Origin of the sequence: Rhodovarius crocodyli, assembly GCF_004005855.1 — a bacterium.
GTDB lineage: Bacteria > Pseudomonadota > Alphaproteobacteria > Acetobacterales > Acetobacteraceae > Rhodovarius > Rhodovarius crocodyli.
On the sequence record NZ_SACL01000007.1, the window covers coordinates 240391 to 263043 of the forward strand.

General features: G+C 69.9%; 20 protein-coding genes and 1 tRNA gene. 12 read left to right on the forward strand and 9 right to left on the reverse strand.

All coding sequences use genetic code 11. The features are described 5' to 3' along the window. Window positions 1-8: 8 nt before the first annotated feature. Window positions 9-998, reverse strand: a complete 990-nt coding sequence (locus tag EOD42_RS19160) for an NAD-dependent epimerase/dehydratase family protein (protein ID WP_127789184.1) — start codon at window positions 996-998, stop codon at window positions 9-11. Between the two features lie 212 nt (window positions 999-1210). Next, on the reverse strand, window positions 1211-2203 hold the full coding sequence (locus tag EOD42_RS19170) for a Bug family tripartite tricarboxylate transporter substrate binding protein (RefSeq protein WP_164868022.1): 993 nt from the start codon (window positions 2201-2203) through the stop codon (window positions 1211-1213). Window positions 2204-2319: 116 nt separating this feature from the next. Here EOD42_RS19170 and hemP point away from each other — a divergent pair, with 116 nt between their 5' ends. Genes hemP through EOD42_RS19200 form a run of 6 tightly spaced genes read left to right on the forward strand, consistent with a single transcriptional unit; the run spans window position 2320 to window position 6626 of the window. After that, window positions 2320-2520, forward strand: a complete 201-nt coding sequence (gene hemP, locus EOD42_RS26540) for a hemin uptake protein HemP (protein ID WP_127789186.1) — start codon at window positions 2320-2322, stop codon at window positions 2518-2520. A 6-nt stretch (window positions 2521-2526) separates the two neighbouring features. After that, window positions 2527-2874: a hypothetical protein gene (locus EOD42_RS19180; RefSeq protein ID WP_127789187.1), complete on the forward strand. Its 348-nt coding sequence runs from the start codon at window positions 2527-2529 to the stop codon at window positions 2872-2874. A gap of 14 nt (window positions 2875-2888) precedes the next feature. Beyond that, window positions 2889-3929 (forward strand): hemin-degrading factor, encoded by a 1041-nt coding sequence (locus EOD42_RS19185; protein WP_127789188.1) that lies wholly within the window; start codon window positions 2889-2891, stop codon window positions 3927-3929. Beyond that, complete coding sequence (locus EOD42_RS19190; RefSeq protein WP_127789189.1) at window positions 3929-4804, forward strand: heme/hemin ABC transporter substrate-binding protein; 876 nt, start codon at window positions 3929-3931, stop codon at window positions 4802-4804. The genes EOD42_RS19185 and EOD42_RS19190 overlap by 1 nt, the downstream gene beginning before the upstream one ends. Continuing rightward, window positions 4801-5853, forward strand: coding sequence for a FecCD family ABC transporter permease (locus EOD42_RS19195; protein ID WP_206020400.1), 1053 nt, complete (start codon window positions 4801-4803; stop codon window positions 5851-5853). The genes EOD42_RS19190 and EOD42_RS19195 overlap by 4 nt, the downstream gene beginning before the upstream one ends. After that, complete coding sequence (locus EOD42_RS19200; RefSeq protein ID WP_127789190.1) at window positions 5850-6626, forward strand: heme ABC transporter ATP-binding protein; 777 nt, start codon at window positions 5850-5852, stop codon at window positions 6624-6626. Before EOD42_RS19195 ends, EOD42_RS19200 begins: the two co-directional genes overlap by 4 nt. Here EOD42_RS19200 and EOD42_RS19205 read toward each other — a convergent pair. Together EOD42_RS19205 and EOD42_RS19210 are read right to left on the reverse strand one after the other, a co-directional pair. Further along, window positions 6623-7426, reverse strand: coding sequence for a YdcF family protein (locus EOD42_RS19205; protein ID WP_127789191.1), 804 nt, complete (start codon window positions 7424-7426; stop codon window positions 6623-6625). The two genes, EOD42_RS19200 and EOD42_RS19205, sit on opposite strands and share 4 nt — an antisense overlap. Window positions 7427-7466: 40 nt before the next feature. Beyond that, complete coding sequence (locus EOD42_RS19210; protein WP_164868023.1) at window positions 7467-9059, reverse strand: ArnT family glycosyltransferase; 1593 nt, start codon at window positions 9057-9059, stop codon at window positions 7467-7469. Window positions 9060-9211: 152 nt separating this feature from the next. Between EOD42_RS19210 and EOD42_RS19215 the strand changes: the two genes are divergently transcribed. The 4 genes from EOD42_RS19215 (at window position 9212) to EOD42_RS19230 (ending at window position 17407) form a co-directional block, all read left to right on the forward strand. Then, the gene (locus EOD42_RS19215; protein ID WP_127789193.1) at window positions 9212-13903 is read left to right on the forward strand and encodes a choice-of-anchor I family protein; all 4692 of its coding nucleotides are present in this window, start codon (window positions 9212-9214) and stop codon (window positions 13901-13903) included. A 163-nt stretch (window positions 13904-14066) separates the two neighbouring features. Next, on the forward strand, window positions 14067-15746 hold the full coding sequence (gene ettA, locus EOD42_RS19220; RefSeq protein ID WP_127789194.1) for an energy-dependent translational throttle protein EttA: 1680 nt from the start codon (window positions 14067-14069) through the stop codon (window positions 15744-15746). A gap of 9 nt (window positions 15747-15755) precedes the next feature. Then, window positions 15756-16289 carry a GNAT family N-acetyltransferase gene (locus tag EOD42_RS19225; RefSeq protein WP_127789195.1) on the forward strand — a complete coding sequence of 178 codons (534 nt, stop codon included), beginning with the start codon at window positions 15756-15758 and terminating at the stop codon, window positions 16287-16289. Window positions 16290-16462: 173 nt separating this feature from the next. Continuing rightward, window positions 16463-17407, forward strand: a complete 945-nt coding sequence (locus EOD42_RS19230; RefSeq protein WP_127789196.1) for a hypothetical protein — start codon at window positions 16463-16465, stop codon at window positions 17405-17407. A 30-nt stretch (window positions 17408-17437) separates the two neighbouring features. Here the strand turns inward: EOD42_RS19230 and EOD42_RS19235 are convergent, their stop codons facing one another. From EOD42_RS19235 to EOD42_RS19245, 3 genes are all read right to left on the reverse strand, one after another. Then, a complete protein-coding gene (locus tag EOD42_RS19235) occupies window positions 17438-18418 on the reverse strand; it encodes a Bug family tripartite tricarboxylate transporter substrate binding protein (RefSeq protein WP_127789197.1) in 981 nt (326 codons plus the stop codon). An 86-nt stretch (window positions 18419-18504) separates the two neighbouring features. Continuing rightward, the gene (locus EOD42_RS19240; RefSeq protein WP_127789198.1) at window positions 18505-19107 is read right to left on the reverse strand and encodes an MlaC/ttg2D family ABC transporter substrate-binding protein; all 603 of its coding nucleotides are present in this window, start codon (window positions 19105-19107) and stop codon (window positions 18505-18507) included. 9 nt (window positions 19108-19116) lie between these two features. Further along, window positions 19117-19926 (reverse strand): MlaA family lipoprotein, encoded by an 810-nt coding sequence (locus EOD42_RS19245; RefSeq protein WP_164868024.1) that lies wholly within the window; start codon window positions 19924-19926, stop codon window positions 19117-19119. A 214-nt stretch (window positions 19927-20140) separates the two neighbouring features. Between EOD42_RS19245 and metF the strand changes: the two genes are divergently transcribed. After that, a complete protein-coding gene (gene metF, locus EOD42_RS19250; RefSeq protein WP_127789200.1) occupies window positions 20141-21082 on the forward strand; it encodes a methylenetetrahydrofolate reductase in 942 nt (313 codons plus the stop codon). A gap of 83 nt (window positions 21083-21165) precedes the next feature. Continuing rightward, window positions 21166-21239: transfer RNA gene (locus EOD42_RS19255), tRNA-Pro, on the forward strand. A 57-nt stretch (window positions 21240-21296) separates the two neighbouring features. Here the strand turns inward: EOD42_RS19255 and EOD42_RS19260 are convergent. Both EOD42_RS19260 and EOD42_RS19265 read right to left on the reverse strand, forming a co-directional pair. Continuing rightward, complete coding sequence (locus tag EOD42_RS19260; protein WP_164868025.1) at window positions 21297-22235, reverse strand: tyrosine-type recombinase/integrase; 939 nt, start codon at window positions 22233-22235, stop codon at window positions 21297-21299. Between the two features lie 165 nt (window positions 22236-22400). Then, the gene (locus tag EOD42_RS19265) at window positions 22401-22589 is read right to left on the reverse strand and encodes a hypothetical protein (RefSeq protein WP_127789202.1); all 189 of its coding nucleotides are present in this window, start codon (window positions 22587-22589) and stop codon (window positions 22401-22403) included. Window positions 22590-22653: the final 64 nt, after the last annotated feature.

Genomic DNA, 22653 nt, shown 5'->3' on the forward strand with positions numbered 1-22653 from the left:
TCATTTCCTCACAGGTAGTCGGGCAGGCGTTCACGATACCAGTCGAGCGTCAGGCGCAAACCCTCGTCGAGGGAAATCCTGGGGGCCCAGCCGGTTGCCTTGCGGAAGGCATGGTCGTCCGCGTGGTAGCTGCCGATGTCGATCGGCGCGCGGTCGGCGGGGAATTCCTTGGTGCCGAAACTGCCCTGGCCGCCATTGGCCGCGATCACACGCTCGGCCAGTTCCAGCAAGGAAACCGGGGGCGCGCCGCCCAGGTTGAAGACCTGGCCGTTCACCCCTTCCTGGTCCGCGCATTCGGCGGCGATCAGGAAGGCCTCGGTCACGTCGTCCACATAGGCCAGGTCGCGCAGCTGGGCGCCGCCCCATACCTCGAAGGGCTCATTCTCCAGCAGGCGGCGCACCCAGATGCCCAGGAAGGTCTGCTTGGCGTCGCGGATGCGCAGGCGCGGGCCATAGCAGTTGGTCAGGCGCAGGGAGACGACCGGGCGGTGCAGCACGCGGCTTTCCAGCAACCAGTACTGCTCGCCCGCCCATTTGGACACGCCGTTGGCATCGGGCGGGTTCACCGGGTGCATCTCGTTCACCGGCAGGTACAGCGGGCGGCCGTAGAACTGGCGGGTGGAGGCATGGACGACGCGCGCGGCCGGCGCCGCCTCACGCATCACCTGGATCAGCCGTACCTGGGAGACGGCGTTGATGTTGATGTCCGCCACCGGGTCCTTCTGCCCGCCCATGTGGCTGGTCTGGGCTGCCAGGTTGAACAGCACCTCCGTGCCCTTGCACAGGGAATGCAGCTCCATGTCCCGCAGGTCGCCGCGCACCAGCATCACGCCCGCGCCGTCCAGGTTGCGCGGGTTGGCGCCGCCTTCCTCGAACATGGCGTCGATGGCGGTGACGCGGGCACCGAGCCCGGCCAGCGCATGGCACAGGTTGGCGCCGAGGAAACCGGCACCGCCGGTGACCACGACACGACGGTTCTTCCACCAGGCGGCGTTCATGAACGCGTCCCTTTTGCGGAATGGATGAAGGAAATGTCAGGCATGGGCATCACCGGGCTTTAGCACTGTCACGCTCGGCCAGGAATGCGGCATGGCTGGGGTGCGATGATGGCCTTTTGGTGGGGGATGTGGATGGGGGGGGGGGGGGGGGGGGGGGGGGGGGGGCGGCTGGGGCAGGGCCCCTGACTGGGGCGCGGGGCAAGGCCCCGGCCTTACCGTTCCAGCCTCACCCCCGTTTGCGCCACGATCTGCCGGTACTTGGCCACTTCCTGCACCATGAAGTCGCGCGTCGTCTCGGGCGAGTTCTCGCCGGGCCAGATGGTCACGCCCGCCTGCAGGAAGCGTTCGGCCAGCGCGGGCTCGGCCACGGCGGCGACTACGGCGCGGTTCAGCCGCTCCACCAGCGGGCGGGGCATGCCGGGCGGGCCGATGATCATGTTCCAGGTCGTCATCTCGAAGCCGGGCAGGGCGCCCTCGGCCAGGGAAGGCAGTTCAGGAAAGCTCGGGAAGCGTTCGCGGCTGGTCACGGCCAGGCCGCGCACCATGTCGCCGCGGATCTGGGCGGCGGCGCTCGCCAGCACGGCGATGCCGAACTGGCCTTCGCCCTGGTGGATGGCCGTCAGCATCAGCCCGCCCGAGCGGTACGGCACATGGGTGAAGCGGGTGCCGAGCTGGGCCGCCAGCATCTCGACGGCCAGATGCGGGATGGAGCCGACGCCCGAGGTCGCATAGGCGATCTCCTCCGGCCGGGAGGCGCGCAGGCGCGCGATGGCGGCGGTCGCATCCGCCGCCGGGAAGCGCGGATTGGCGATCAGCACCAGCGGCGCCGTGCCGATCATGGCGATATGGGTGAAGTCGTTCACCGGGTCGAAATTGGTGCCGCCCTGCAGCGCGGCCGGCGCGATGGCGTGGGAGGACACCTCGACCAGCATCAGCGTGTGCCCGTCCGGTGCCTGGCGGCGCAGCCAGTCCGACGCCACGGTGCCAGAGGCGCCGGGCCGGTTTTCCACCACCATGCGGGTGCCGGCGCCGATGTGATGGGCGAATCGTTCCGAGACGAGGCGGGAGGCGATGTCCGTGGACCCGCCGGGGGCATAGCCCGTGACGAGGGTGATGGGCCGGTCCGTCAGGTTCTGGGCCTGGCTGGGCTGGGACATGAGCGCGGCCGCGCATAGCGCGAGCCCCGCGGTAAGGGCGCGTAGCATCGGGACATCCTCCATGTGTTTTGTTGGATGGCATTGTCGTGAGGGCGGGGCGCTTCGGCAAGCGGAGATGCGAATCGCTATTGCGAGTCATTCGCATTCGCGTTAGGAATCCGCCCATGGAACACGAACCCGCCCGACCGATCACGACGCGCCTTTCCCTGGCAGCTTCCAGGGTGCCGGCCTCCGTCGTCCGCCCGCTCCTCCGCCTCGATGCGGAGGTGCTCTTCCGCGCCGGACCGGAGGTGGAGATCCTCCACGCCGGTGAGGTGTACAGGCTGCGCCGCACGCGGCTCGGCAAGCTGATCCTGACCAAGTAGCGCCCGATGCGCCCCGGACGTCGCCCGCAGCGCGGGCAGGCGGCGGCCATGCCGTCGGCCTGCCTGATCGCGCCCCTGATGGCGGGCGGGCTGATGCTCGCCGCGCTGCAGCTGGCAGCGCCCGCCGGCCATGCCGGCCTGGCGCTGGAGCATCTGCTGGCCGGCGCCGCCCCCGACCGAGGGGCACCCCGCGCCCTCGGGCATTTCGCCTTTCCTCTTCCGGACGGGGCCCTTCTTCGCGAGGGCCCCGCCCAGAGCGGCGCGGCGGCCATGGTGTCCTCCTCCCCAGTCCCTCCCTACTGGGCCCTTGAGACCATGACCGCCGACGCTGCCGCCTCCTCACTCCAGCCCTGAAACAAGGCCCCCGCATGACCAGTCCCGCCGACCTGCGCCAACGCCATGCCGAGCTCGCGGCCGGCCCACGGCCACCGCGCGCGCGGGAGGCGGCGAAGCTGCTGGCCACCACGGAGGCCGCGCTGCTCGCCAGCGGCGCGCTGGGGGATGTGACGCCGCTGCGCCCCGAATGGGGCGCGCTGGTGGGCGGGTTCCGCGCCCTGGGCCGCGTCATGGCGCTGACCCGCAACGAGCACGCGGTGCATGAGCGCTATGGCCGCTTCGAGGATGTCTCGACCGGGCCGGGCCATATCCTGGTGCTGGGGCCCGACATCGACCTGCGCATGTTCCCCGGCCGCTGGGCGCACGCCTTCGCGCTGGCCGGGCAGCGCCGCTCCATCCAGATCTTCGGGGCGGATGGAGAGGCCGTGTTCAAGCTCTATGCCGGCGAGGAGACCGATCGCCCGGCCTGGGCGCGGCTGGTGCAGGAATTCGCGGCCATGCCGGACAGCGCGCCGCCCCTGGCGCCGGTCCCGGCCGAGCCGCCCGCCGCCGACGGGCTGGTGGATGCGAAGGCCCTGCGCGAGGACTGGCTGGCGCTGAAGGACACGCACGACTTCTTCCCGCTGCTGCGCCGGCACAAGGCCAGCCGCCGCCAGGCCTTCCGCCTGGCCGGCGAGGATCTGGCCATGCCGCTGGAGCCCGGCGCGGCCTCGGCCCTGCTCGAAGCGGCCTCCGTATCGGGCACGCCCATCATGTGCTTCGTGGGCAATCGCGGGAACATCCAGATCCACACCGGCCCGGTGGCCAAGCTGCTGCGCACCGGCCCCTGGTTCAACGTGCTGGACCCCGACTTCAACCTGCACCTGAACGAGGCCGGCATCGCCGAGGCCTGGCGCGTGGTGAAGCCCACCGAGGACGGCGCCGTGACCAGCATCGAGCTGCTGGACGAGACAGGCGAGGTGATCGCCCTGTTCTTCGGCGCCCGCAAGCCGGGCCAGCCGGAGCTGCAGGCCTGGCGCGAGATCGTGGGCGATGTCGCGCATCGCCACGCGCTTTCGCCCGTGGTGGCGTGATGCTGCGCCGGGCGCTGCTCGCCACCCCCTTCCTGGCGGCGCCCGCCGCCGCCATGACCGGCGCACGCGTCGTGGTCGCGGGCGGCGGCGTGGCCGAGATCATCTGCGCGCTGGGCTGCCGGGATGCGTTGGTGGGGGCGGACAGCACCTGCCTGTTCCCCTCCGCGCTGACGCGGCTGCCGCAGCTGGGCTATCTGCGCGCGCTTTCGGCCGAGGGCGTGCTGTCGCTGCGGCCGGAGATCCTGCTGCTGGCCCATGATGCCGGGCCCGCGCCGGTGGTGGCGCAGCTGGCCGCGGCAGCCGGCCCCCGCCTGCGCCAGGTGCCGCGCATCGAGAATGAGGAGAGTCTGTCCGCCGCCATCGCCGTGGTGGCGGAGGCGCTGAACGAGCAGGCCGCCGGCACGCGCCTGGCGGGGACCATCGCGGAGGATTTCCGCGCCCTGGCCGCCATGCGCCCCGCGGGCCCCGGCCCGCGCGTGATGCTGCTGCTGGGCGGCGGCAACGGCGCGCCCATGGCCGCCGGCGCCAGAACGGCCGCCGACGCCATGTTCCGCCTGGCCGGTCTGCGCAACGCCATGACGGGCTATGACAATTACCGCCCCGTCTCGGCCGAGGCCGCGCTGGCCGCCAACCCGGACTGGATCGTCGCGCCCAGCCATGTGCTGGACAATGTGGGCGGGGCCGATGCGCTGCTGGCCTCACCGGCGCTGGCCATGCTGCCCGCCGCGCGGGCGAAGCGGCTCTATACCGCCGACAGCGCCTATATGCTGGGTTTCGGCCCGCGCACGGCCCATGCCGCGCGCGACATGGCGACGGCCATCCATACCCACCCGCTGCCCGCCTTGCCGGACCGCCCCTGGCTGCACGATTCATGAGCGCGCGCACCGGGGTGATGCCGATGCCCCGCCGGCTGTCCCTGGCCATGGCGCTGGGGCTGCTGGTGCTGGGCACGGGGCTCGTCTTTATGCTGACCATGGCGGTGGGGGCGGTGCGCATTCCGCCCGCCACGCTGCTGGCGGCGCTGCTGGACCCGGCGGCGGAAACGCTGGAGGCCGGCATCGTCTGGAACCTGCGCCTGCCGCGCACGCTGCTGGCGGGGCTGGTCGGCGCGGTGCTGGGGCTGTCGGGGGCGGTGATGCAGGGGCTGTTCCGCAACCCGCTGGCAGACCCCGGGCTGCTCGGCGTTTCGGCCGGCGGCGCGCTGGGCGCCGTGGGCATGATCGTGGTGGGGCTGGCGCTGATCCCGTCGCCGTTGCGCCCCTATGCGGTGGCCGGGGCGGCCTTCCTGGCGGCGCTGGCGGCCACGGTGGTGGTGCTGCGGCTGGCGACGGTGGGGGGGCGGGTGCATGTCGCCTCCATGCTGCTGGCCGGCATCGTGATGAATGCCTTCGCGGCCGCCGGCACCTCGGCCTTCGTCTTCGCGGCGTCGGACATGCAGCTGCGGGACGTGATGTTCTGGACCATGGGCAGTTTCTCCGGCGCCAGCTGGGGCCGGCTGGGTGCGGCCGTCGTGGCGGCGCTGCCGCTGCTGGCCGCCGCCCCCTTCCTGGCGCGCGGCCTGGACGCGCTGATCCTGGGTGAGCGCGAGGCGCTGACGCTCGGCATCGGGCTGGAGGCGATGAAGCGGCTGGCGGTGCTGATGGTGGCGCTGGCCGTGGGTGGTGCCGTGGCGGCGGCGGGCATGATCGGCTTCGTCGGCATCATCGCGCCGCATCTGGTGCGGCTGGCGGGCGGGTCGCGCCACCGCTGGGTGCTGCCGGCGGCGGCGCTGACCGGCGCCATGCTGATGATGGCGGCCGACGCTTTCGCACGCGTCGCTGTCTCCCCGGCGGAACTGCCGATCGGGCTCGTCTCGGCGCTGCTCGGCGCGCCGATGTTTCTGTGGCTGTTGCTGCGCCAGCGCGCGGCACTGGAGGGTGCATGATCGAGGTGGAGGAGCTGCGGGTGAACCGCGGCGGCAGGCTGGTGCTCGATATCCCGGAGCTGCACGTCTCTCCGGGCCGGGTGCTGGGCATATTGGGCTCCAACGGCGCGGGGAAATCCACGCTGCTGTCGGCCATGGCGGGTGAGATGCGGCCGGGGGAGGGCGAGGTGCGCTTCGGCGGCCGGGCCATCCAGTCCTGGCGGCCGCCGGAGCTGGCGCGGCACCGCGCGGTCCTGCCGCAGGTGAGCCCGCTGGGCCTGCCGCTGTCGGTGACGGAGGTGGTGGCGCTGGGCCGCATCCCCTGGGCCGGCATCGAGGACCGCGAACAGCATTGGGACGCGATCGCCGAGGGGCTGGCCGTGGCCTCGGCCGCGCATCTGGCGCGCCGGCCCTATGGCGCGCTGTCGGGCGGCGAGCAGCAGCGGGTGCAGCTGGCCCGCGTGCTGGCGCAGCTGCATGGCGCCGTGCCGAGAGAGACGGCGCTGATGCTGGACGAGCCGACGGCGAGCCTCGATCTGCCGCATCAGCACGCCATCCTGGCCGCCGCGCGCTGCCGCGCGATGGAGGGGGCGGCGGTGATGCTGGTGCTGCACGATGTGGGCCTGGCCGCGCGGTACTGCGACGAGGTGCTGCTGCTGGCCCAGGGCAGGGTGGTGGCCCATGGCCCGGCCCCCCTGGTGCTGACGGAGGAAGCGATCAGCCGCGCCTATGGCATGGCCGTGCGGCGGCTGCATGACCCGCAGGGGCGGGAAGTGGTGTTCGTGCCGGCCTAGGGGGCCGGAAACAACGCGTCCGTCCGCCCCAGCAACCGGTAGGCCACCAGCCCCGTGAACTCCCGCAGCGCCCATTCGGCCTGGCTCAGCCTTTGGCCGAAGGGCGTGTCGAAGGCGGACATGCTGGTGGTGCCCGTGCTGTAGTTCACGGGCCAGGCCACGATGCCGGTCCAGCCCGCGCGCCGGAACACGCCCATGGAACGCGGCATGTGGCTGGCGGAGGTGATCAGCAGCCAGGTCTCGCCCGGCTGCGGGCGCGCCAGGGCCAGGCTGGCCACCGCGTTCTCATGGGTGTTGCGGGCCGTCGTCTCGTACAGCACGCGCGGGCCGGAAAGGCCCAGCCCCTCGAAGATCAGCCTGGCCGCGCCCGATTCCGTCAGCTCCCCGCCCAGCGGGTTGGGGGCGCCGCCGGTGAACAGGATGCGCGCCTGCGGATAGCGGCGGGAAAGCGCCACGGCCTCCGTCATGCGTTCCGCCGCGCCGTTCAGGGCGGGCAGGCCGCGGGCCGCGGTCAGCTCCACATCCACCGCGCCGCCCAGCACCACCACGCCGTCCACGCGGGCGGGTGGCTCGGCGGGGCGGGCGAAGCGGTCCTCCAGCGGCCAGGTCAGCCAGGTGGCCAGCGGGGTGGCGGCGATGGCGACGAACCAGCCCAGCCCCAGCAGCGCGGGCCAGCGCCCCCAGCGGCGGCCGCGCCACAGCAGGGCCATGCCCAGCACCGCCAACACCAGCGCCAGGGTGTTGGGGCGCGCCACGGCCCAGAAGGCCTTGGAGAGGTAGAACAGGGCGTCGTTCAGCATGGCGCTATCCTGCCGCGGCTTTGTGGCCGGATGAGGGTGGCTACTCGGTCGCGGGGGCTGCCGGGGCTGCGGGTGCCGGTGCAGGTGCCGGTGCCGGCGCAGGCGCAGGCGCAGGCGCAGGCGCAGGTGCCGGCGCGGCCTCCGGCGCCTTCAGCCGCCACAGCTCGATGCGGTTGCGGTTGTCGTCGAAGATGTAGGCCAGTTCATAACCGGCATCGATCGCCGTCGCCACGGCCTGCGCCGCGCCGGGGCGCATCGCATCCCAATTCGTGCGGTCCACCACGATGAAGCGCGGCTTCAGGTCCAGGATGCGCTGCACCTCGCCATCGGTCGAACTGTCCGCCAGCCGTGCGAAATTGCCGGTCAGGTGGACGGGGAAGGGAAAGCGCGTGGGAATGCCCGCGCGCGCCAGGAAATAGACCACGGGCTGGTAGTTGGGCACGAAGATAGGCTCACCGGGCGGCAGTTCCTCGGCGATCATGGCGCTGATGCGGGCGGCGGTGTCGGGCTCGAACAGGCGCTCACCGTTCCACAGCCGGGGGGCGGCCTCCATCTTCCAGGGCGCCAGCGTCACGAAGCCCACGACGAGGGCCAGTGCCAGCTTCTCGCGCCCCACGGCCAGGCGCTGCACCAGTGCCAGCGCGCCGGCGGCGGCCAGCAGCGACAGCGGCGGCAGCCACAGCAGGAAATAGTGGTGGAAGAAGTGCTTGGGCCCCGCCACGGCCAGGGTGGTGGCCGCGAACCAGGCCAGCCCCAGCAGCACCAGGGACCAGCGACGAGAGGCGATCAGCGCGATCACCGCCAGCGCGAAGGGCCACATCCAGGTGACCACGGCGCTCAGGCTGTGCCAGCCGGCCTCGGCCAGGGTGGCGCCGCTGCCGGAGTAGCGGAAGGGCGCGTAGAAGCTGCCGTCCAGATAGGCGTCGAGCTCACCCTTCAGCAGATAGGCGATGCCGAACAGGATGGTGGGCAGCGCGCACAGCCCGGCATAGGCGCCGGCGAAGGCCAGCAGCCGGCGGAAGGGCAGGGCGCGCCGCCACAGCGCGGGGCCGACCAGCACCAGGAAGGCCAGGCAGCCCTCGGCGGCCGCCACCGGCTTGATCAGCAGGGCGATGCCGATCAGCAGGCCCATGGCGATCAGCGCGGCCCAGCCCGGCGCGCGGAAATGGCTGAGTGCCACGGCCATGGCGGCGGTGGTGAAGGGGGCGAACAGGATCTCGGTGTTCACCGGCAGCCCGCCCAGCACCAGCGTCTGCCCGGCATAGATCAGGGCCGCCGCGTAACCCAGGGCCGGCGCCCCGCCCGCCGCGCGCACCGCGGCGAACAGGCCCCAGCCCGTGGCCGAGACCGCGACGACGCCCAGCATGCGGATGGAAAACAGGCTCTCGCCCATGATGCCCATGGCGACGGTGAACAGGGCGGGCGCGCCGATCGGGTGCATGTCCCACACCGCCACCAGCGGCCAGCCGCCATGCAGCCATTCGCGCGCCTGCAGTAGGTACAGGCTTTCGTCCCAGTCCATCACGCTGGGCGGAAAGCCCATCAGGCGCAGCAGGAACACGATGCCCGGCAGCAGCGCGAGGGCTGCCCACCAGAAGGGGCTGATGGGGTCTTTGTCGTTGGCGAGAGTCACAGCCGCCTCATGATCCCATGCGCGCAAGCGGGCAAGTCCCGGAGTTTGTGCCACCGTTACGTCATGTAACATTAACGGTCCGTTAACCGTCCCGCCCAAGACGCAGACCGCGTGACAAAGCATCCATGCCCCAAACTTTCACCGGGGTTGTCATGTCAGTCACATCCACGTCGAACTACACCGTCAACAACGGCACGCTGGCCGGCGGCGCCGCGGGCGGGGCCGAGGTCTCGACCTATGACGCCGCGCGCGGCCTCATCTACATCCTGGGCCCGAACGGCGTGGACGCGCTGCATGCCTCCAACGGCACGCTCGCCTTCTCCATCCCGAAGTCGGCCATCCTGGCCCCGGGCGGCGGCGGCTCGCTGAGCCTGGGCACGGCCAATTCCGTTGCCATCAACGGCAACAACCTGGCCATCGCCATCGACGGCGCGACGCCGGGCACCAGCGGCTATGTCGCGGTGTTCACGGTGGACGGTGCCGGCACCGCCGCCACCTGGCGCGCCACCGCCCAGGTCGGCGCCGTGCCTGACATGATCACCTTCACCGCCGACGGCACCCGCCTGCTGGTGGCCATCGAGGGCGAGCCCGCCCCCAGCTACACGGTCGATCCGGCCGGCGCGCTGGTGATCATCAACACCGCCACCTGGACGCCCAAGAGCTACGGCTTCGAGGCTTTCGACAGCCAGGCCGCGGCCCTGCGCGCCGCCGGCGTCAAGCTGAACAACGCCATCCCCGGCAGCGCCGGCTACAACACCGTCCTGCCCTCGCTGGACCTGGAGCCGGAATACATCACCGTCTCCGCCGACGGCAGGACCGCCTATGTGACCCTGCAGGAGAACAACGCGATCGGCGTGTTCAACCTGGATCCGGCCTCGGGCACGGTGGGCTGGCAGGCGATCCTTCCGCTGGGGCTGAAGAACTTCAACACCGCCGGCAACGGCATCGACACCTCCGACCGCGACGGCGGGGCGAACATCCGCCAGGTGCCGGTCTATGGCATGTACAACCCGGACGCGATCTCCAGCTTCACCATGAACGGCAAGACCTATCTGGTCACCGCGAATGAGGGCGATGCGCGCGAGTGGGGTTCCTATGTCGAGGCCGTGCGCATCTCGGCTCTCGTGCCGTCCTCCGGCTCCACGCCCCCTGCCGGCATGCCGGCGCTGGACCCCACGCTGCTGGCGCAGATCCAGTCCCGCCGCGGCGACGCCGATCTGGGCCGGCTCGAAGTCTCCCGCTGGGCCGGGGACACGGATGGCGATGGTGACCTCGATCAGCTCGTCACCTTCGGCGGCCACAGCTTCTCGATCTGGGAAGTGAACGGCACGGGTGCGGCCACCACCCTGACCCAGGTCTATGACAGCGGCCAGCTGATCGACCAGATCGTGGCCAGCCAGCTGCCCGCGAACTACGACGACGGCCGCAGCGACAACAAGGGCGCGGAGCCCGAGGGCATCGCGATCGGCACCATCAACGGCCAGCTGCATGTCTTCGTGGGCATGGAGCGCTTCAACGGCAACATGGCCTTCCGCATCGATAGCCCGACCCAGGTTTCCTACCAGGGCATCGTGGCCAAGAGCGGCGATACGGGCCCCGAGGTCTCGACCTTCATCCCGGCCAATGGCGGTGAGCCCGCGAAGCTGGTGGTGGCCAATGAGACCAGCGGCACCACCACGGTGCACAACCTGTCCACCGCCTCGGCCGGCAACTACACGCTGCAGATCCTGCACGGCTCGGACTTCGAGGCCGGGCTGCTGGCCACCCAGCGCGCCGACCGCTTCGCCGCCATCGTGGACAAGCTGGAAGACAGCGTCGCCAACTCCATCACGCTTTCGGGCGGCGACAACTTCCTGCCCGGCCCCTTCGGCGCGGCCGGCACCGACCCCTCGCTGATCCCGGTGCTGCGCGACTACTACGCCAAGGTGTTGGGCGTGACGGCGGCCGAGCTGTCCAACCTGTTCGGCACCTCGCCCGCCTTCTTCGCGGCCGACATCGCCATCCTGAACGCCATCGGCATCCAGGCCTCGGCCCTGGGCAACCATGAGTTCGACCTGGGCACCAACCCGCTGGCCTCCGTGATCGACGTGATCGCGAACACCACGGCCTCCACCGCCGCCGCCCGCCTGACCAATATCGGCGCGCAGTTCCCCTACCTGTCGGCGAACCTCTCCTTCGCCAACGACCCCAACATCCGCGCGCTGTACACCAATACCCTGCGCGAGGCGTCCACCTACGCCACCACCCGCGCCGACATCGCCGACAACAACGCGGTGGCGGCCGAGGCGGCGGACGTGCAGATCGCGCCCTGGACCACCATCGTCGAGGGCGGCCAGACCATCGGCGTGCTGGCCGTGACGACCCAGATGCTGGCCTCGCTGTCCTCCACCGGCCTGACGACCGTGCTGGACCCCGCGCGCGACGGCGGCGTGGACAACATGGCGGAGCTGGCCTCGATCCTGCAGCCCTATCTGGACGCCATGGCGGCCCAGGGCATCAACAAGATCGTCCTGCTGAGCCACCTGCAGCAGTACCAGAATGAGCTGGCCCTGGCCCCGCTGCTGAAGGGGGTGGACATCATCATCTCCGCCGGCAGCCACGCGATCTTCGCGGACGGCAACGACGCCCTGCGCAGCGGTGACCGCGCGCTGGAGGGCTATCCGGTGCTGCGCTACGGCGCGGACGGCAACCCGATCCTCATCACCTCGACCAGCAACGAGTACAGCTATGTCGGCCGCCTGGTCGCGACCTTCGACAGCAACGGCGTGCTGATCGCCGACCCCGACGGCGCGGGCCCGCTGGGCGTGGGCGGCGTGGACGGCGTGGTCAGCGGCGCCTATGCCACCACCGACGCCACGGTCGCGGCGCTGTGGGGCAGCGAGGACCCCTATGCCGCCGGCACGCGCGGCGGTGACGTGCGCGCCATCACCAATGCGGTGGGCACGGTCATCAACGCCAAGGACGGCTCCGTCTTCGGCGCCACCAAGACCTTCCTGGAAGGCCGCCGCGGCGAGGTCCGCACCGAGGAGACCAACCTCGGCAACCTCTCGGCCGACGCCAACCTGTTCGTCGCGCGCCAGGTGGCGTCCGACGTGCTGGTCAGCCACAAGAACGGCGGCGGCATCCGTGCCGAGATCGGTTCCTACTCCACGGGCGCCATCGCCAAGGAACTGGCCCCGCTGGAGAACCTGTCCTCCGGCAAGGAGGCGGGCGGCGTCAGCCAGCTCGATATCGAGAACTCGCTGCGCTTCAACAACGCGCTGTCCATCGTGGCGGTCACGGCGGCCAACCTGAAGGTGCTGCTGGAACACTCCGTCGCGGCCTCGACCGGCACGGCCACCCCGGGCCAGTTCGGCCAGTGGGGCGGCATCTCCTTCAGCTGGGACCCGGCGGGCACGGCCCAGGTGATGACCGGCACCGGTGCTTCGGCCACCGTCGCCACCGCCGGCACGCGCATCAAGAACGCGGCCATCATCGGCGCCGACGGCAGCGTGGTGCAGGAGCTGGTGCGTGACGGCGTGGTGGTGGGCGACCCCGCCCGCGCCATCAAGATGGTGACGCTGAACTTCCTGGCCGATGGCGGCGACAGCTACCCCTTCCCGGCGGTGACCATTGCCGGCAGCCGCATCGACCTGTCGGGCAATGCCCTGCTGGCCGATGGCGAGGCCACCTTTGCCACCAAGGGCACCGAGCAGGACGCGCTGGCCGAATACATGGCCGCGACCTACACCGGCGGCACCCATGCCTATGGCGCGGCGGACACGGCGGCCTCGGGCGACCTGCGCGTCATCAACCTCTCCCAGCGCGACGACGTGGTGTTCCAGACCACCCATGCGCGCGGCACGGACGGCAGCGACCTGCTGAACGGCACGGCGGGCAACGACCTGTTCGACGCCACGATCGGCCGCGACACCATCCATGGCGGCTCGGGCTTCGACATCGTGCGGTTCGGCACGCTGGCGCGCGGCGATGGCGGCTTCATCATCGGCAGTGACGGCGGCATCGACGGCTTCACCTTCGCCATCAACGGCAAGCAGGGCGAGACCTACTTCACCAGCGTCGAGCGGCTGGAGTTCGTGGACGGCAAGGTGGACTTCTCCGGCTCCTCGCCTGCCGCCCAGGTCGAGGCGCTGTATCGCGGCCTGCTGGGCCGCGAGGCCGACATCGAGGGCCTGTCCTACTGGGCCGGCCGCGTCGAGAAGGGCCTGTCGCTCGGCACGCTGGCGAAGGACCTGCTGGACTCGCCCGAAGGCCACACCAGCGGCGCGGTCAGCAGCCTCTCCAGCTACATCGACAACCTGTACCAGCAGGTGCTGGGCCGGGGCGCCGATGCGGGGGCGGTCAGCTACTGGTCGGGCGTGGCTGGTGCGATCGGCGGCACCGCCGGCCGCGCGGCCGTGGCCGATGGCGTCATCCGCTCCGCCGAGGCCAGCGGCGACCCGCTGGGCTATGCCGCCAAGGGCATCGTGACGGTGGATGTCGAGATGGCCTGGGTGGGCTGGAACTTCAAAACCCTGCTGGGCCGCGAAGCCAGCGTCGGTGAGCTGCGCCACTGGGACAACCAGATGGAGCACGGCATGAGCAAGGCCGCCGTGACCAAGGCCTTTGTCGAGAGCGCCGAATACGGGCTGCGCTTCGACGGCCTGTCCAACGAGGCCTATGTCGAGCGCCTGTACCAGAACATCCTGGGCCGGGCGGCCGATGCGGCGGGCCACGCGAGCTATGACGCGGCGGTCGGCGGCGGCGATGCCGCGGCGGCCGTCGTCGCCTATGAGCTGCTGAACAGCGCGGAGGCCACCGGCCGCCACCAGCAGCTCTCCGCGGTGGGCCTGGACCTGCTGTAAGCACCGGGGCCGCAAGGCCCGCGGGAAGCACGGATCGGCGCCTCATCCTGGAAGGATGGGGCGCCGTTTTCATGCGGGGATGGGGTGGCTCGCATCCGCCTTACCGACTCCCCACATGCGCACCTTTGGGATACATAGCCCCGCGAGTTCGAAAGGGTACGTGATGGCCGCCTATCAGTATGTCTATGTGATGAAGGATCTCACCAAGGCCTATCCGGGCGGGCGAGAAGTCTTCAAGGGCATCACGCTGTCCTTCCTGCCCACCGCCAAGATCGGCGTGCTGGGCCCGAACGGCGCCGGCAAGTCCACGCTGATGCGCATCATGTCCGGTCAGGACAAGGAATTCGGCGGCGAGGCCTGGGCGGCCGAGGGTGCGAAGGTGGGCTACCTGCCGCAGGAACCGCACCTCGACCCCACCAAGACCGTGGGCGAGAACGTGCGCGACGCCTTCGGCCCGCTGATGGCCGACCTGGAACGCTTCAACGAGATCTCCATGAAGTTCATGGAGGAGATGACCGACGACGAGATGAACGCCCTGCTGGCCGAGCAGGCCGAGCTGCAGGAGCGCATCGACGCCGCCAATGGCTGGGAGCTGGACCGCACGGTGGACATCGCGCTCGATGCCCTGCGCTGCCCGCCGGCCGACAGCCCCGTGACCAACCTTTCGGGCGGTGAGCGCCGCCGCGTCGCGCTGTGCAAGCTGCTGCTCGAAAAGCCCGACATGCTGCTGCTCGACGAGCCCACCAACCACCTGGACGCCGAGAGCGTCTCCTGGCTGGAAAAGACGCTGCGCGACTATCAGGGCGCGGTGCTGATCGTCACCCACGACCGCTACTTCCTGGACAACGTCACCAACTGGATTCTCGAGGTCGATCGCGGCCGGGGCATCCCCTATGAGGGCAACTACTCCGCCTATCTGAACGCCAAGCGCAAGCGCCTGGCCCAGGAGGAGAAGGAAGAGAGCACCCGCCAGCGCCAGCTGGCCGAGGAGCAGGAATGGATCGGGCGCAGCCCCTCCGCCCGCCAGGCCAAGAGCAAGGCGCGTATCCAGGCCTATGAGGAACTGCTGCTCAAGAGCCAGGAAAAGGCCCCGGACCCCACCGAGATCCAGATCCCGCCCGCCCCGCGCCTGGGCAACACCGTCATCGTGGCGGACCGCATCACCAAGGGCTTCGGCGACCGGCTGCTGATCGACAATCTGTCCTTCAAGCTGCCGCCCGGCGGCATCGTGGGCGTGATCGGGCCGAACGGCGCGGGCAAGTCCACGCTGTTCAAGATGATCACCGGCGTCGAGACCCCCGACGGCGGCAGCATGACCATCGGCGACAGCGTGAAGCTGGGCTACGTCGATCAGTCCCGCGACAGCCTGGATGACAAGAAGACGGTCTGGCAGGAAATCTCCGACGGCCAGGACATGATCATGATGGGCAAGCGCAACGTGCCCAGCCGCGCCTATTGCGCCGCCTTCAACTTCAAGGGCGGTGACCAGCAGAAGCCGGTGGGCGTGCTGTCGGGCGGTGAGCGCAACCGCGTCCATCTGGCCAAGATGCTGCGCAACCCGCACAACGTCCTGCTGCTCGACGAACCGACCAACGACCTGGACGTGGACACGCTGCGCGCGCTGGAAGAAGCCCTGCAGGATTTCGCGGGCTGCGCCGTCATCATCTCGCACGATCGCTGGTTCCTCGATCGTCTGGCGACGCACATCCTGGCCTTCGAGGGCGACAGCCACGTCGAATGGTTCGAGGGCAACTTCCAGGCCTATGAAGCCGACAAGCGACGTCGTCTCGGCGTCGCGGCCGACCAGCCGCACCGGATCAAGTACCGCCCCCTCAGCAGGTAAGGGGGTGGCATGAACTCGGCTCTGTTCCGGGCGCCGCGCGTCATCACGACCGCGCGGCTGTCCATGCTGCCGCCCAGCCCCGAGCAATTGCCGGAACTGATCCGCCTGAAGGGCGACGAATCGGTCTTCGGCTACATGCTGCATGGTGTTCGCTCTCCGGAACGAACCCGTGAGGAACTCGAGGACGACATGGATTTCTGGCAGGTGCGCGGATACGGCACCTGGTCGGTCTTCCTGCGTGAGAACGGTCAGTTCCTGGGTATCTGCGGGCTGATGGAGCGGCCCGACGGGCGCGGAATCGCCCTGCGCTATGCGCTGTGGCCCGAAACGCGGGGCTTCGGCTATGCGCGGGAAGCCGCGCGCGCCGCGCTGGAATTCGGCCATTCGGCAGGGCTTTCGCGCATCATCGCGGTGGCGCGCGACACCAACCTGTCGTCCCAGGCGGTGATGCGCGATATCGGGATGCGAGAAGCGGGAGAATTCATGAATCGAGGCCATCGGATGGTGGTATTCGAAAGCATGAATTCTACATCTTCTGGTTGAAAGTAACTGAAGTTATCGGGCTTCCCCCATAAAGGGGATGAGAGAGTCCGCACTCTCCTCTATCGTTGCCGGGTGTTAAGGGCTTCGTCACTCCGACGGGGTAATAATGTCGGGCGTGCCGACGTCCTGCGTGGCACTGAGGAGAGACGAAGCCGATGGCGGAGCCGCGGTTCTTGCATGCAGCTTCCCCGCTGGCCGGTCTGCGTGACCGGCTGGATGGGCTTGCCGGCATGCTGGAGACGCCGACCGGCCTGATCCAGGGCTGGAGCAGCCTGCCTGATCTGCTGGCCGGCTGCGGCGGGGACCCCGCCGAACGGCGTGCCGCCTTTCGCGCGCATCGCCTGGCAGACCTCTCGATGCAGGACCCGCTGACCGAGGCTTGCTGGTCCCACGGCCCCGATGTCGGGCAGATGATGCCTTTCCTGTTCAGCGACCATCCCGTGCTGGGGCGCAGCGCGGAGCAGCGGTTGCGCCAGGCGGGCCGCACCGGCCAGACCATTTTCAGCGTCAGCTCCCATCTGCCCTTCGCCGAGGGGCTGCGGGAGCGGTGCCGCTTCGCCGCCCGGATGGTCGACGCGCTGGCCGAGGGCAGGGGGGATGGCAGAGGGGACGGCAGGGTACTGTCCCTGGGCGCGGGCCTGCTGCCCGAGGCCGCACTCGCCCGCCACGCCGGCGATGTCGCGCGATGGACGGTCTACGAGAAGTCTGTCCTTTCCATGGACCAGCTTCTGGGCATGCACGGGCTGATGCGCGGCCTCGACGTCAATCTCGCCGATCCTCTCCGGGCGCTGCTGGGCGGCCGGCAGGGAGGCACGTTCGATCTGGTGCTGCTGGGCCCGCTGCTGGATGGGCTGGATGACGCCACCGCGCGCCGCGCGGTGGACAGCGCCTTTGCCCTGCTTCGGCCCGGCGGCAGCCTGTTCATGGGCAGCTTCGCCGAGGATCTGACCGACGCCGCCTATCTGGACGTGGTGCTGGACTGGCGGCCGGAGCTGCGCTCCCAGGTCGAGATGGAGCGGCTGGCCGCCGGCCTGCCCGCGGATGATGTCGCGGGCATGGAGAGCTTCCGTGGCCCGTCCCGGACCATGAACTTCCTGCAGGTCACGCGGCGCGGGTAAGGCCGCGGGCGGCCTTACCGCATTGCCGCCTCACTCCGGCTCGATGCCCGCAGCGCGGATGGCGTTGGTCCACTTGACCGTCTCACGCCGCACGAAATCGCGGGCTTCCTCGGGCGTGCCGGTCATCAGCGCCATGCCCAGCGTCTCGGTCATGCGGCTGCGCAGGTCAGGGCTTTCCGCCGCGCGGCGCACAGCGGCGTTCAGGCGCTGCACGGCCACGGCCGGCGTGCCGGCGGGCGCGGCCAGCACGAACCAGGCGAAGATCTCGTAATCCGGCAGGTTGCCCGCCTCGGCCACGCTCGGCACGTCCGGCAGCTGCGTGCTGCGGGTCTTGGTCGTGACGCCCAGGGCGCGAAGCTGGCCGCTCTGCACCCCCGGCAGGATCACGGCCTGGTCGGCCACGAACATGTCGACGCGGCCCGACATCAGATCCTGCACCGCCTGCGGCGAGGACCGATAGGGCACGTTCAGCATCTTCACCCCGGCCATGGAGGTGAGCATCTCGGACGCCACGCGCTGGGAGGAGGAGGCGGACGCGAAGCTCAGCCCCTCGGGCCGGGCGCGCGCGGCGGCCAGCAGCTCGGCCAGGGTGCGGTAGGGGCTGTTGGCAGGCACGGCCACCAGCAGCGGCACCGAGGCGATCATGGAGACCGGGACGAAATCCTGCTCCATGTTGAACGGCACCCGGCGGAACAGGGCATTGGCGGCGGCATTGGTCGAATTGGTGCCGATCAGCACCGTCAGCCCGTCCGGGGCGGAACGCGCGACCGCCTCGGCGCCGATCAACCCGTTGGCGCCCGCGCGGTTCTCCACCACCACGGGCTGGCCCAGCGTCTCCCGCATGCGCTCACCGAAAAGGCGGGCGACGGTGTCGGTCGCGCTGCCGGCGGCGAAGGGGACGATGGCGCGGACCGGCGCGGCCGGCCATTCCTGGGCATGCGCCGCGACGGGGGCAAGCGCGGGGGCGGCGGCAGGGGCGCAGGCGGCAGCGAGCAGGGCGCGACGCTTCATGGACGTTATCTCCCGTGGATCAGTTCCACGCGGATACGCGCCCGCGCGCCGCCCGGCAAGCGGGCGGCCCGGTCAGTCGGGGTGAATCAGCGCCCCAGCTGGCGCCTGAGCGCGGTGATGAGGGCAGAGACCTGCCCGTTGCCGCGCTGGATGACGGAGGCATATTCGCTGCGCGTGGTCAGGCGCAGTGAGGTGCCTTCCGCGATCAGGTCCACGATGCGCGGCTGGCCGCCGACATCGGAAATGCGCCAGTCGAGGTTGAACGCCGCGGAACCGGGGCGGGTGACGATGGTGGAGACCAGCGCATCGTCATCCGTGCGGGACTGGCTGCGGCCCATCTCGAAGCGCACGCCCTGGTATTCGCCGAAGCGGCTGGCCAGGTTCTTCACCAGGCTTTCCTCGAACAGGGACAGGAACTCCTGCTGCTCCTGCGGGGAGGCCTGGCGCCAGAAGCGGCCCATCACGAAACGCGCCACGCCCTCGATATCGACGCTGCGGCGCAGGATATCGGCCACCTTGCTGCGGCGCTGGTCGGCGGACATGGCGGTGTTGTTGATCACGCCCACCAGCTCGGTTCCGGCGGCCTGGATGAAGGCGCTGGCGCGGCTGGTGTCGATCTGCGCCAAGGCAGGCGTTGCCGCCATGCCGAGGACGAGCGCGAGTGTGGAACGGCGGGAAAGCAGGGTCATGTCTCTATCTCAGCGCTGCGGTGTAGCGGGCGTAGAGGGATCGGACGGCGTGGTGCCGCTGCCGCGCCCGTTGGCGATGGCCGCGGCGCGGCTCTGCCGGGTCGCGCTGCGGATGGTGGCATAGGGGTCGAGCGAGGAGCGCGCGACCTCATCCAGCGTATCCAGCACGCCTTCGCGCGCGTCCAGGAAGGTCATGCCGACGACGCCGTAGCCGATGGCATCCACGGTGGGGCCCTGGCCGAACCAGGTCATCGGGTTGGTCGCGATGTCCACGCCCAGGCCCACGAAGTCACGCGGGTTGGTGGGGCCCAGCAGCGGCAGGTACAGGTAGGGGCCGGAGCCCACGCCCCACACCGCCAGGGTCTGGCCGAAATCCTCGGCATGGTGCGGCACGCCGAACCAGGCATCGGCCACGTCGAAGATGCCGCCGAGGCCGAGGGTGGTGTTGATGACGAAGCGGCCCAGCGTGTCGCCGCCGCGGCGCTGCTCGGCCTGCAGCACGTCGTTCAGCAGGATGACGGGCGTGCGCGCGTTCTGCAGGAAGTTGCGGATGCCCGTGCGCACCGGCTGCGGCACCACGGCGCGATAGGCCTGGGCGGCAGGGCGCAGCGTGACCGAATCAACCAAGCCGTTCGCGTAGAACATGGCGCGGTTGAAAGGTTCCGCCGGGTCATTCGTCGCGCGGAACTCGGCCAGCGCCTCGGTATCGGTGGCGGGGGGAGCGGTCGCGCAGCCGGCAAGCAATGCCAGGGCAGCAACGGGGGCGATCCAGCTCTTTGCCTTCAGGCCCATGGATCCGGCCAGCTTTTCGATGCGCATCCTGCTTCGCTCGATCCTTTTTGTGTCACTTGGCATCAACCATGCCGCCCGCGCCCAGCCCCTGGGACACGTCGTGATAGCGAGGCTGATACATGGACTTGGTTTACAATAGCGCAACGCATCGCAGCCGGAAACAGTTGCACACGTAACGAAGTCGCACCTGCGTGAGCGGGGCGGCTTGCGTGCTGTGCCGGGCTGGGCCATCAGCGGAACCATGGAAAAGACCGCCGCGCCCAAGGAAACCGGAACTCTCGATCGCTGGCTTTCCGGCCCGCGCATCGCCGCCCTGCCCAACCCGCAGGCCATGCCCGTTCCCAAACTCAGCTTCGAATTCTTCCCGCCGAAGTCGGAGAAGATGGAGGAGCAGCTGTGGGAGTGCATCCGCCGGCTGGAGCCGCTGGGGCCGCGTTTCGTCTCCGTCACCTATGGCGCGGGCGGCACCACCCGGTCACGCACGCATTCCACCGTGGCGCGCATCGTGCGCGAGACCTCCCTCACGCCCGCCGCGCACCTGACCACGGTGGGTGCGACGCGTGAGGAAGTGAAGGAGGTGGCGCGCGAATACTGGGAAGCCGGCGTGCGCCACATCGTGGCCCTGCGCGGCGACCCCCCGGCGGGTGCCACGAAGTATGAGCCCCATCCCGGCGGCTACGCCCAGGCCGAGGACCTGGTGCGCGGCCTGCGCGAGGTGGGCGATTTCGAGATCAGCGTCGGCGCCTATCCGGAAACCCACCCCGAGGCGATCTCGGCCGATGCCGACCTCGATTTCCTGAAGCGCAAGATCGATGCGGGCGCCACGCGCGCCATCACGCAGTACTTCTTCGATACCGAGGTCTACCTGCGCTTCATCGAGCGCTGCGCGAAGGCCGGCATCAAGGTGCCGATCGTGCCGGGCATCCTGCCGGTGACGAACTATCAGCAGGTGGTGAAGTTCTCGGCCATGTGCGGTGCCTCGGTGCCCGCCTGGATGGGGCATCTGTTCGAGGGCGTGGACGACGACCTGGACACGCGGCGCATGGTCTCGGCCGTGGTGGCGGCGGAGCAGGTGCGGCTGCTGCAGGCCAACGGCGTGGACGAGTTCCATATCTACACGCTGAACCGGGCCGATCTGGCCTATGCCATCGCGCATATCCTGGGTGCCCGGCCCAAGGCGTGAAAGAGCTGGGGATGGATTGCAGATTTCCTGCACCCCCCACTCTTGCCCTTCCGGCGGGGGGCGCGTAATAACCCGCCCGGCCACGGAGTGTAGCTCAGCCTGGTAGAGCACTGTGTTCGGGACGCAGGGGCCGGAGGTTCGAATCCTCTCACTCCGATTCCACCTTATCAATGACTTAGCGCGCTTCCCGCACAGTGCGCGCTAGGCAAGGTGGTCACAGGACTTCCAAGGCGCCAGCCGCCTTCTTCAGATAGCCCGGCGTGAAACGGGCATAGACCCGATAGGTGGTCTGGTAGTCCGTATGGCCGAGATACTGGCCAATCTCTTGTAAAGCCACGCCATTTTCAGCCATCCACACCGCCGAGGTGTGCCGCAGGACGTGCGGCGTCACCCATGGCAGCTCGGCCGCGACGGCGACGCGCTCGAACGCCTTCCGGATTTTTTTCACCGGCTTCCCCCCGAACTCGATCACGCTGTCGCAGGTGCGAATCGCCATGGCGGCTTCGAGCGCGATTCGCGCACTCTCGTTGATCGGCACCGTGGCGCGTCCCTTCTTCGTGGTCGGCCCCAGCGCCAGCCGGATGAACCCTCCCTCGAAATTCACGCGGTCCCAAGTCAGGTCCAGGATGGCGCCCATGCGCGCCGCCGTGGTGATGGCCAGGATCAGGAACAGGCGCACATGCGGCGTCTTGGCGTGGGAAAGCAGCCGGGTGAACTGCTCCCGGGTCAGGTGAAGATCCTTCGGCGGAGGCTTCGAGGGCATCTCGATCAGCCAGCCATCCGCCCCATTCCATTTCAGCGCCGCCCGCAGATAGGTCAGCTCCGTGTGGATGGTGCCGGCTCCCACGCCTTGGGCCTTCCGCGCCTCGGCATACTCCTTCGTGTTGGCCTTGGTGATCTGGTCCGGCCGCAGGTGGCCGAAGCGGGTCTGCATCCGCGCCCAGGCCCAGGTGGCCCGCTCGTTCGGCTGAGCGGCCATGTAGGCTTCCATGATGCCGGCCACGGTTGTCGTGGGCATGGCGATCAGGCGCTTGTGGTCCTCTAGGGCCCGCGCGGCCTCATCACGATCCTGCGTGCGGAGAGCGAGACGCTTGGTGGTTCCACCCTCACGCCAGACGGCATACCACCATCCCCGGTAGAGCTTGATACGCATCGGCGTTCGTAATCCATGACGGCATCGGCGGGGATGCGGAACAGCCCGCGGCCGATGGTGAAGTGGCGGAGAGCGCCCCGCTTGCAGAGGGCGCGGACATGATCGGGCGTGCATTCCCAGCGCTCGGACAGGCGCTCGGGCGTGTACGGGGTAGGGGGCAGGGCGTCACCCATCGGCGCCTCCCTCGATCTTCTGCCTCAGCCTCCACACGGCGCGGCACATCCAGCGTCCGTCTGGAAGCTGGACGATGGGGTGGCTGCCGTCGGGGCCGTGCGGGTCTGGCTCGTCCTGGCCGCGCTCCCGCTCCCGCACGACATGCGCGCTGCGCTCGGCGGCGGCGTTACTCTGGGTCATGGGCGACTCCGATCTCACGCACGGGCACGCCTGCCGTTCGGGCCTGGCGCACCATGTCCGCGGT

Coding starts and splice junctions, on each gene's coding strand:
- EOD42_RS19160 (WP_127789184.1), bottom strand. CDS start 998: ATGAACGCCGCCTGGTGGAAGAACCGTCGTGTCGTGGTCACCGGCGGT.
- EOD42_RS19170 (WP_164868022.1), bottom strand. CDS start 2,203: ATGCTACGCGCCCTTACCGCGGGGCTCGCGCTATGCGCGGCCGCGCTC.
- hemP (WP_127789186.1), top strand. CDS start 2,320: ATGGAACACGAACCCGCCCGACCGATCACGACGCGCCTTTCCCTGGCA.
- EOD42_RS19180 (WP_127789187.1), top strand. CDS start 2,527: ATGCGCCCCGGACGTCGCCCGCAGCGCGGGCAGGCGGCGGCCATGCCG.
- EOD42_RS19185 (WP_127789188.1), top strand. CDS start 2,889: ATGACCAGTCCCGCCGACCTGCGCCAACGCCATGCCGAGCTCGCGGCC.
- EOD42_RS19190 (WP_127789189.1), top strand. CDS start 3,929: ATGCTGCGCCGGGCGCTGCTCGCCACCCCCTTCCTGGCGGCGCCCGCC.
- EOD42_RS19195 (WP_206020400.1), top strand. CDS start 4,801: ATGAGCGCGCGCACCGGGGTGATGCCGATGCCCCGCCGGCTGTCCCTG.
- EOD42_RS19200 (WP_127789190.1), top strand. CDS start 5,850: ATGATCGAGGTGGAGGAGCTGCGGGTGAACCGCGGCGGCAGGCTGGTG.
- EOD42_RS19205 (WP_127789191.1), bottom strand. CDS start 7,426: ATGCTGAACGACGCCCTGTTCTACCTCTCCAAGGCCTTCTGGGCCGTG.
- EOD42_RS19215 (WP_127789193.1), top strand. CDS start 9,212: ATGTCAGTCACATCCACGTCGAACTACACCGTCAACAACGGCACGCTG.
- ettA (WP_127789194.1), top strand. CDS start 14,067: ATGGCCGCCTATCAGTATGTCTATGTGATGAAGGATCTCACCAAGGCC.
- EOD42_RS19225 (WP_127789195.1), top strand. CDS start 15,756: ATGAACTCGGCTCTGTTCCGGGCGCCGCGCGTCATCACGACCGCGCGG.
- EOD42_RS19235 (WP_127789197.1), bottom strand. CDS start 18,418: ATGAAGCGTCGCGCCCTGCTCGCTGCCGCCTGCGCCCCTGCCGCCGCC.
- EOD42_RS19240 (WP_127789198.1), bottom strand. CDS start 19,107: ATGACCCTGCTTTCCCGCCGTTCCACACTCGCGCTCGTCCTCGGCATG.
- EOD42_RS19245 (WP_164868024.1), bottom strand. CDS start 19,926: ATGCGCATCGAAAAGCTGGCCGGATCCATGGGCCTGAAGGCAAAGAGC.
- metF (WP_127789200.1), top strand. CDS start 20,141: ATGGAAAAGACCGCCGCGCCCAAGGAAACCGGAACTCTCGATCGCTGG.
- EOD42_RS19260 (WP_164868025.1), bottom strand. CDS start 22,235: ATGCGTATCAAGCTCTACCGGGGATGGTGGTATGCCGTCTGGCGTGAG.
- EOD42_RS19265 (WP_127789202.1), bottom strand. CDS start 22,589: ATGACCCAGAGTAACGCCGCCGCCGAGCGCAGCGCGCATGTCGTGCGG.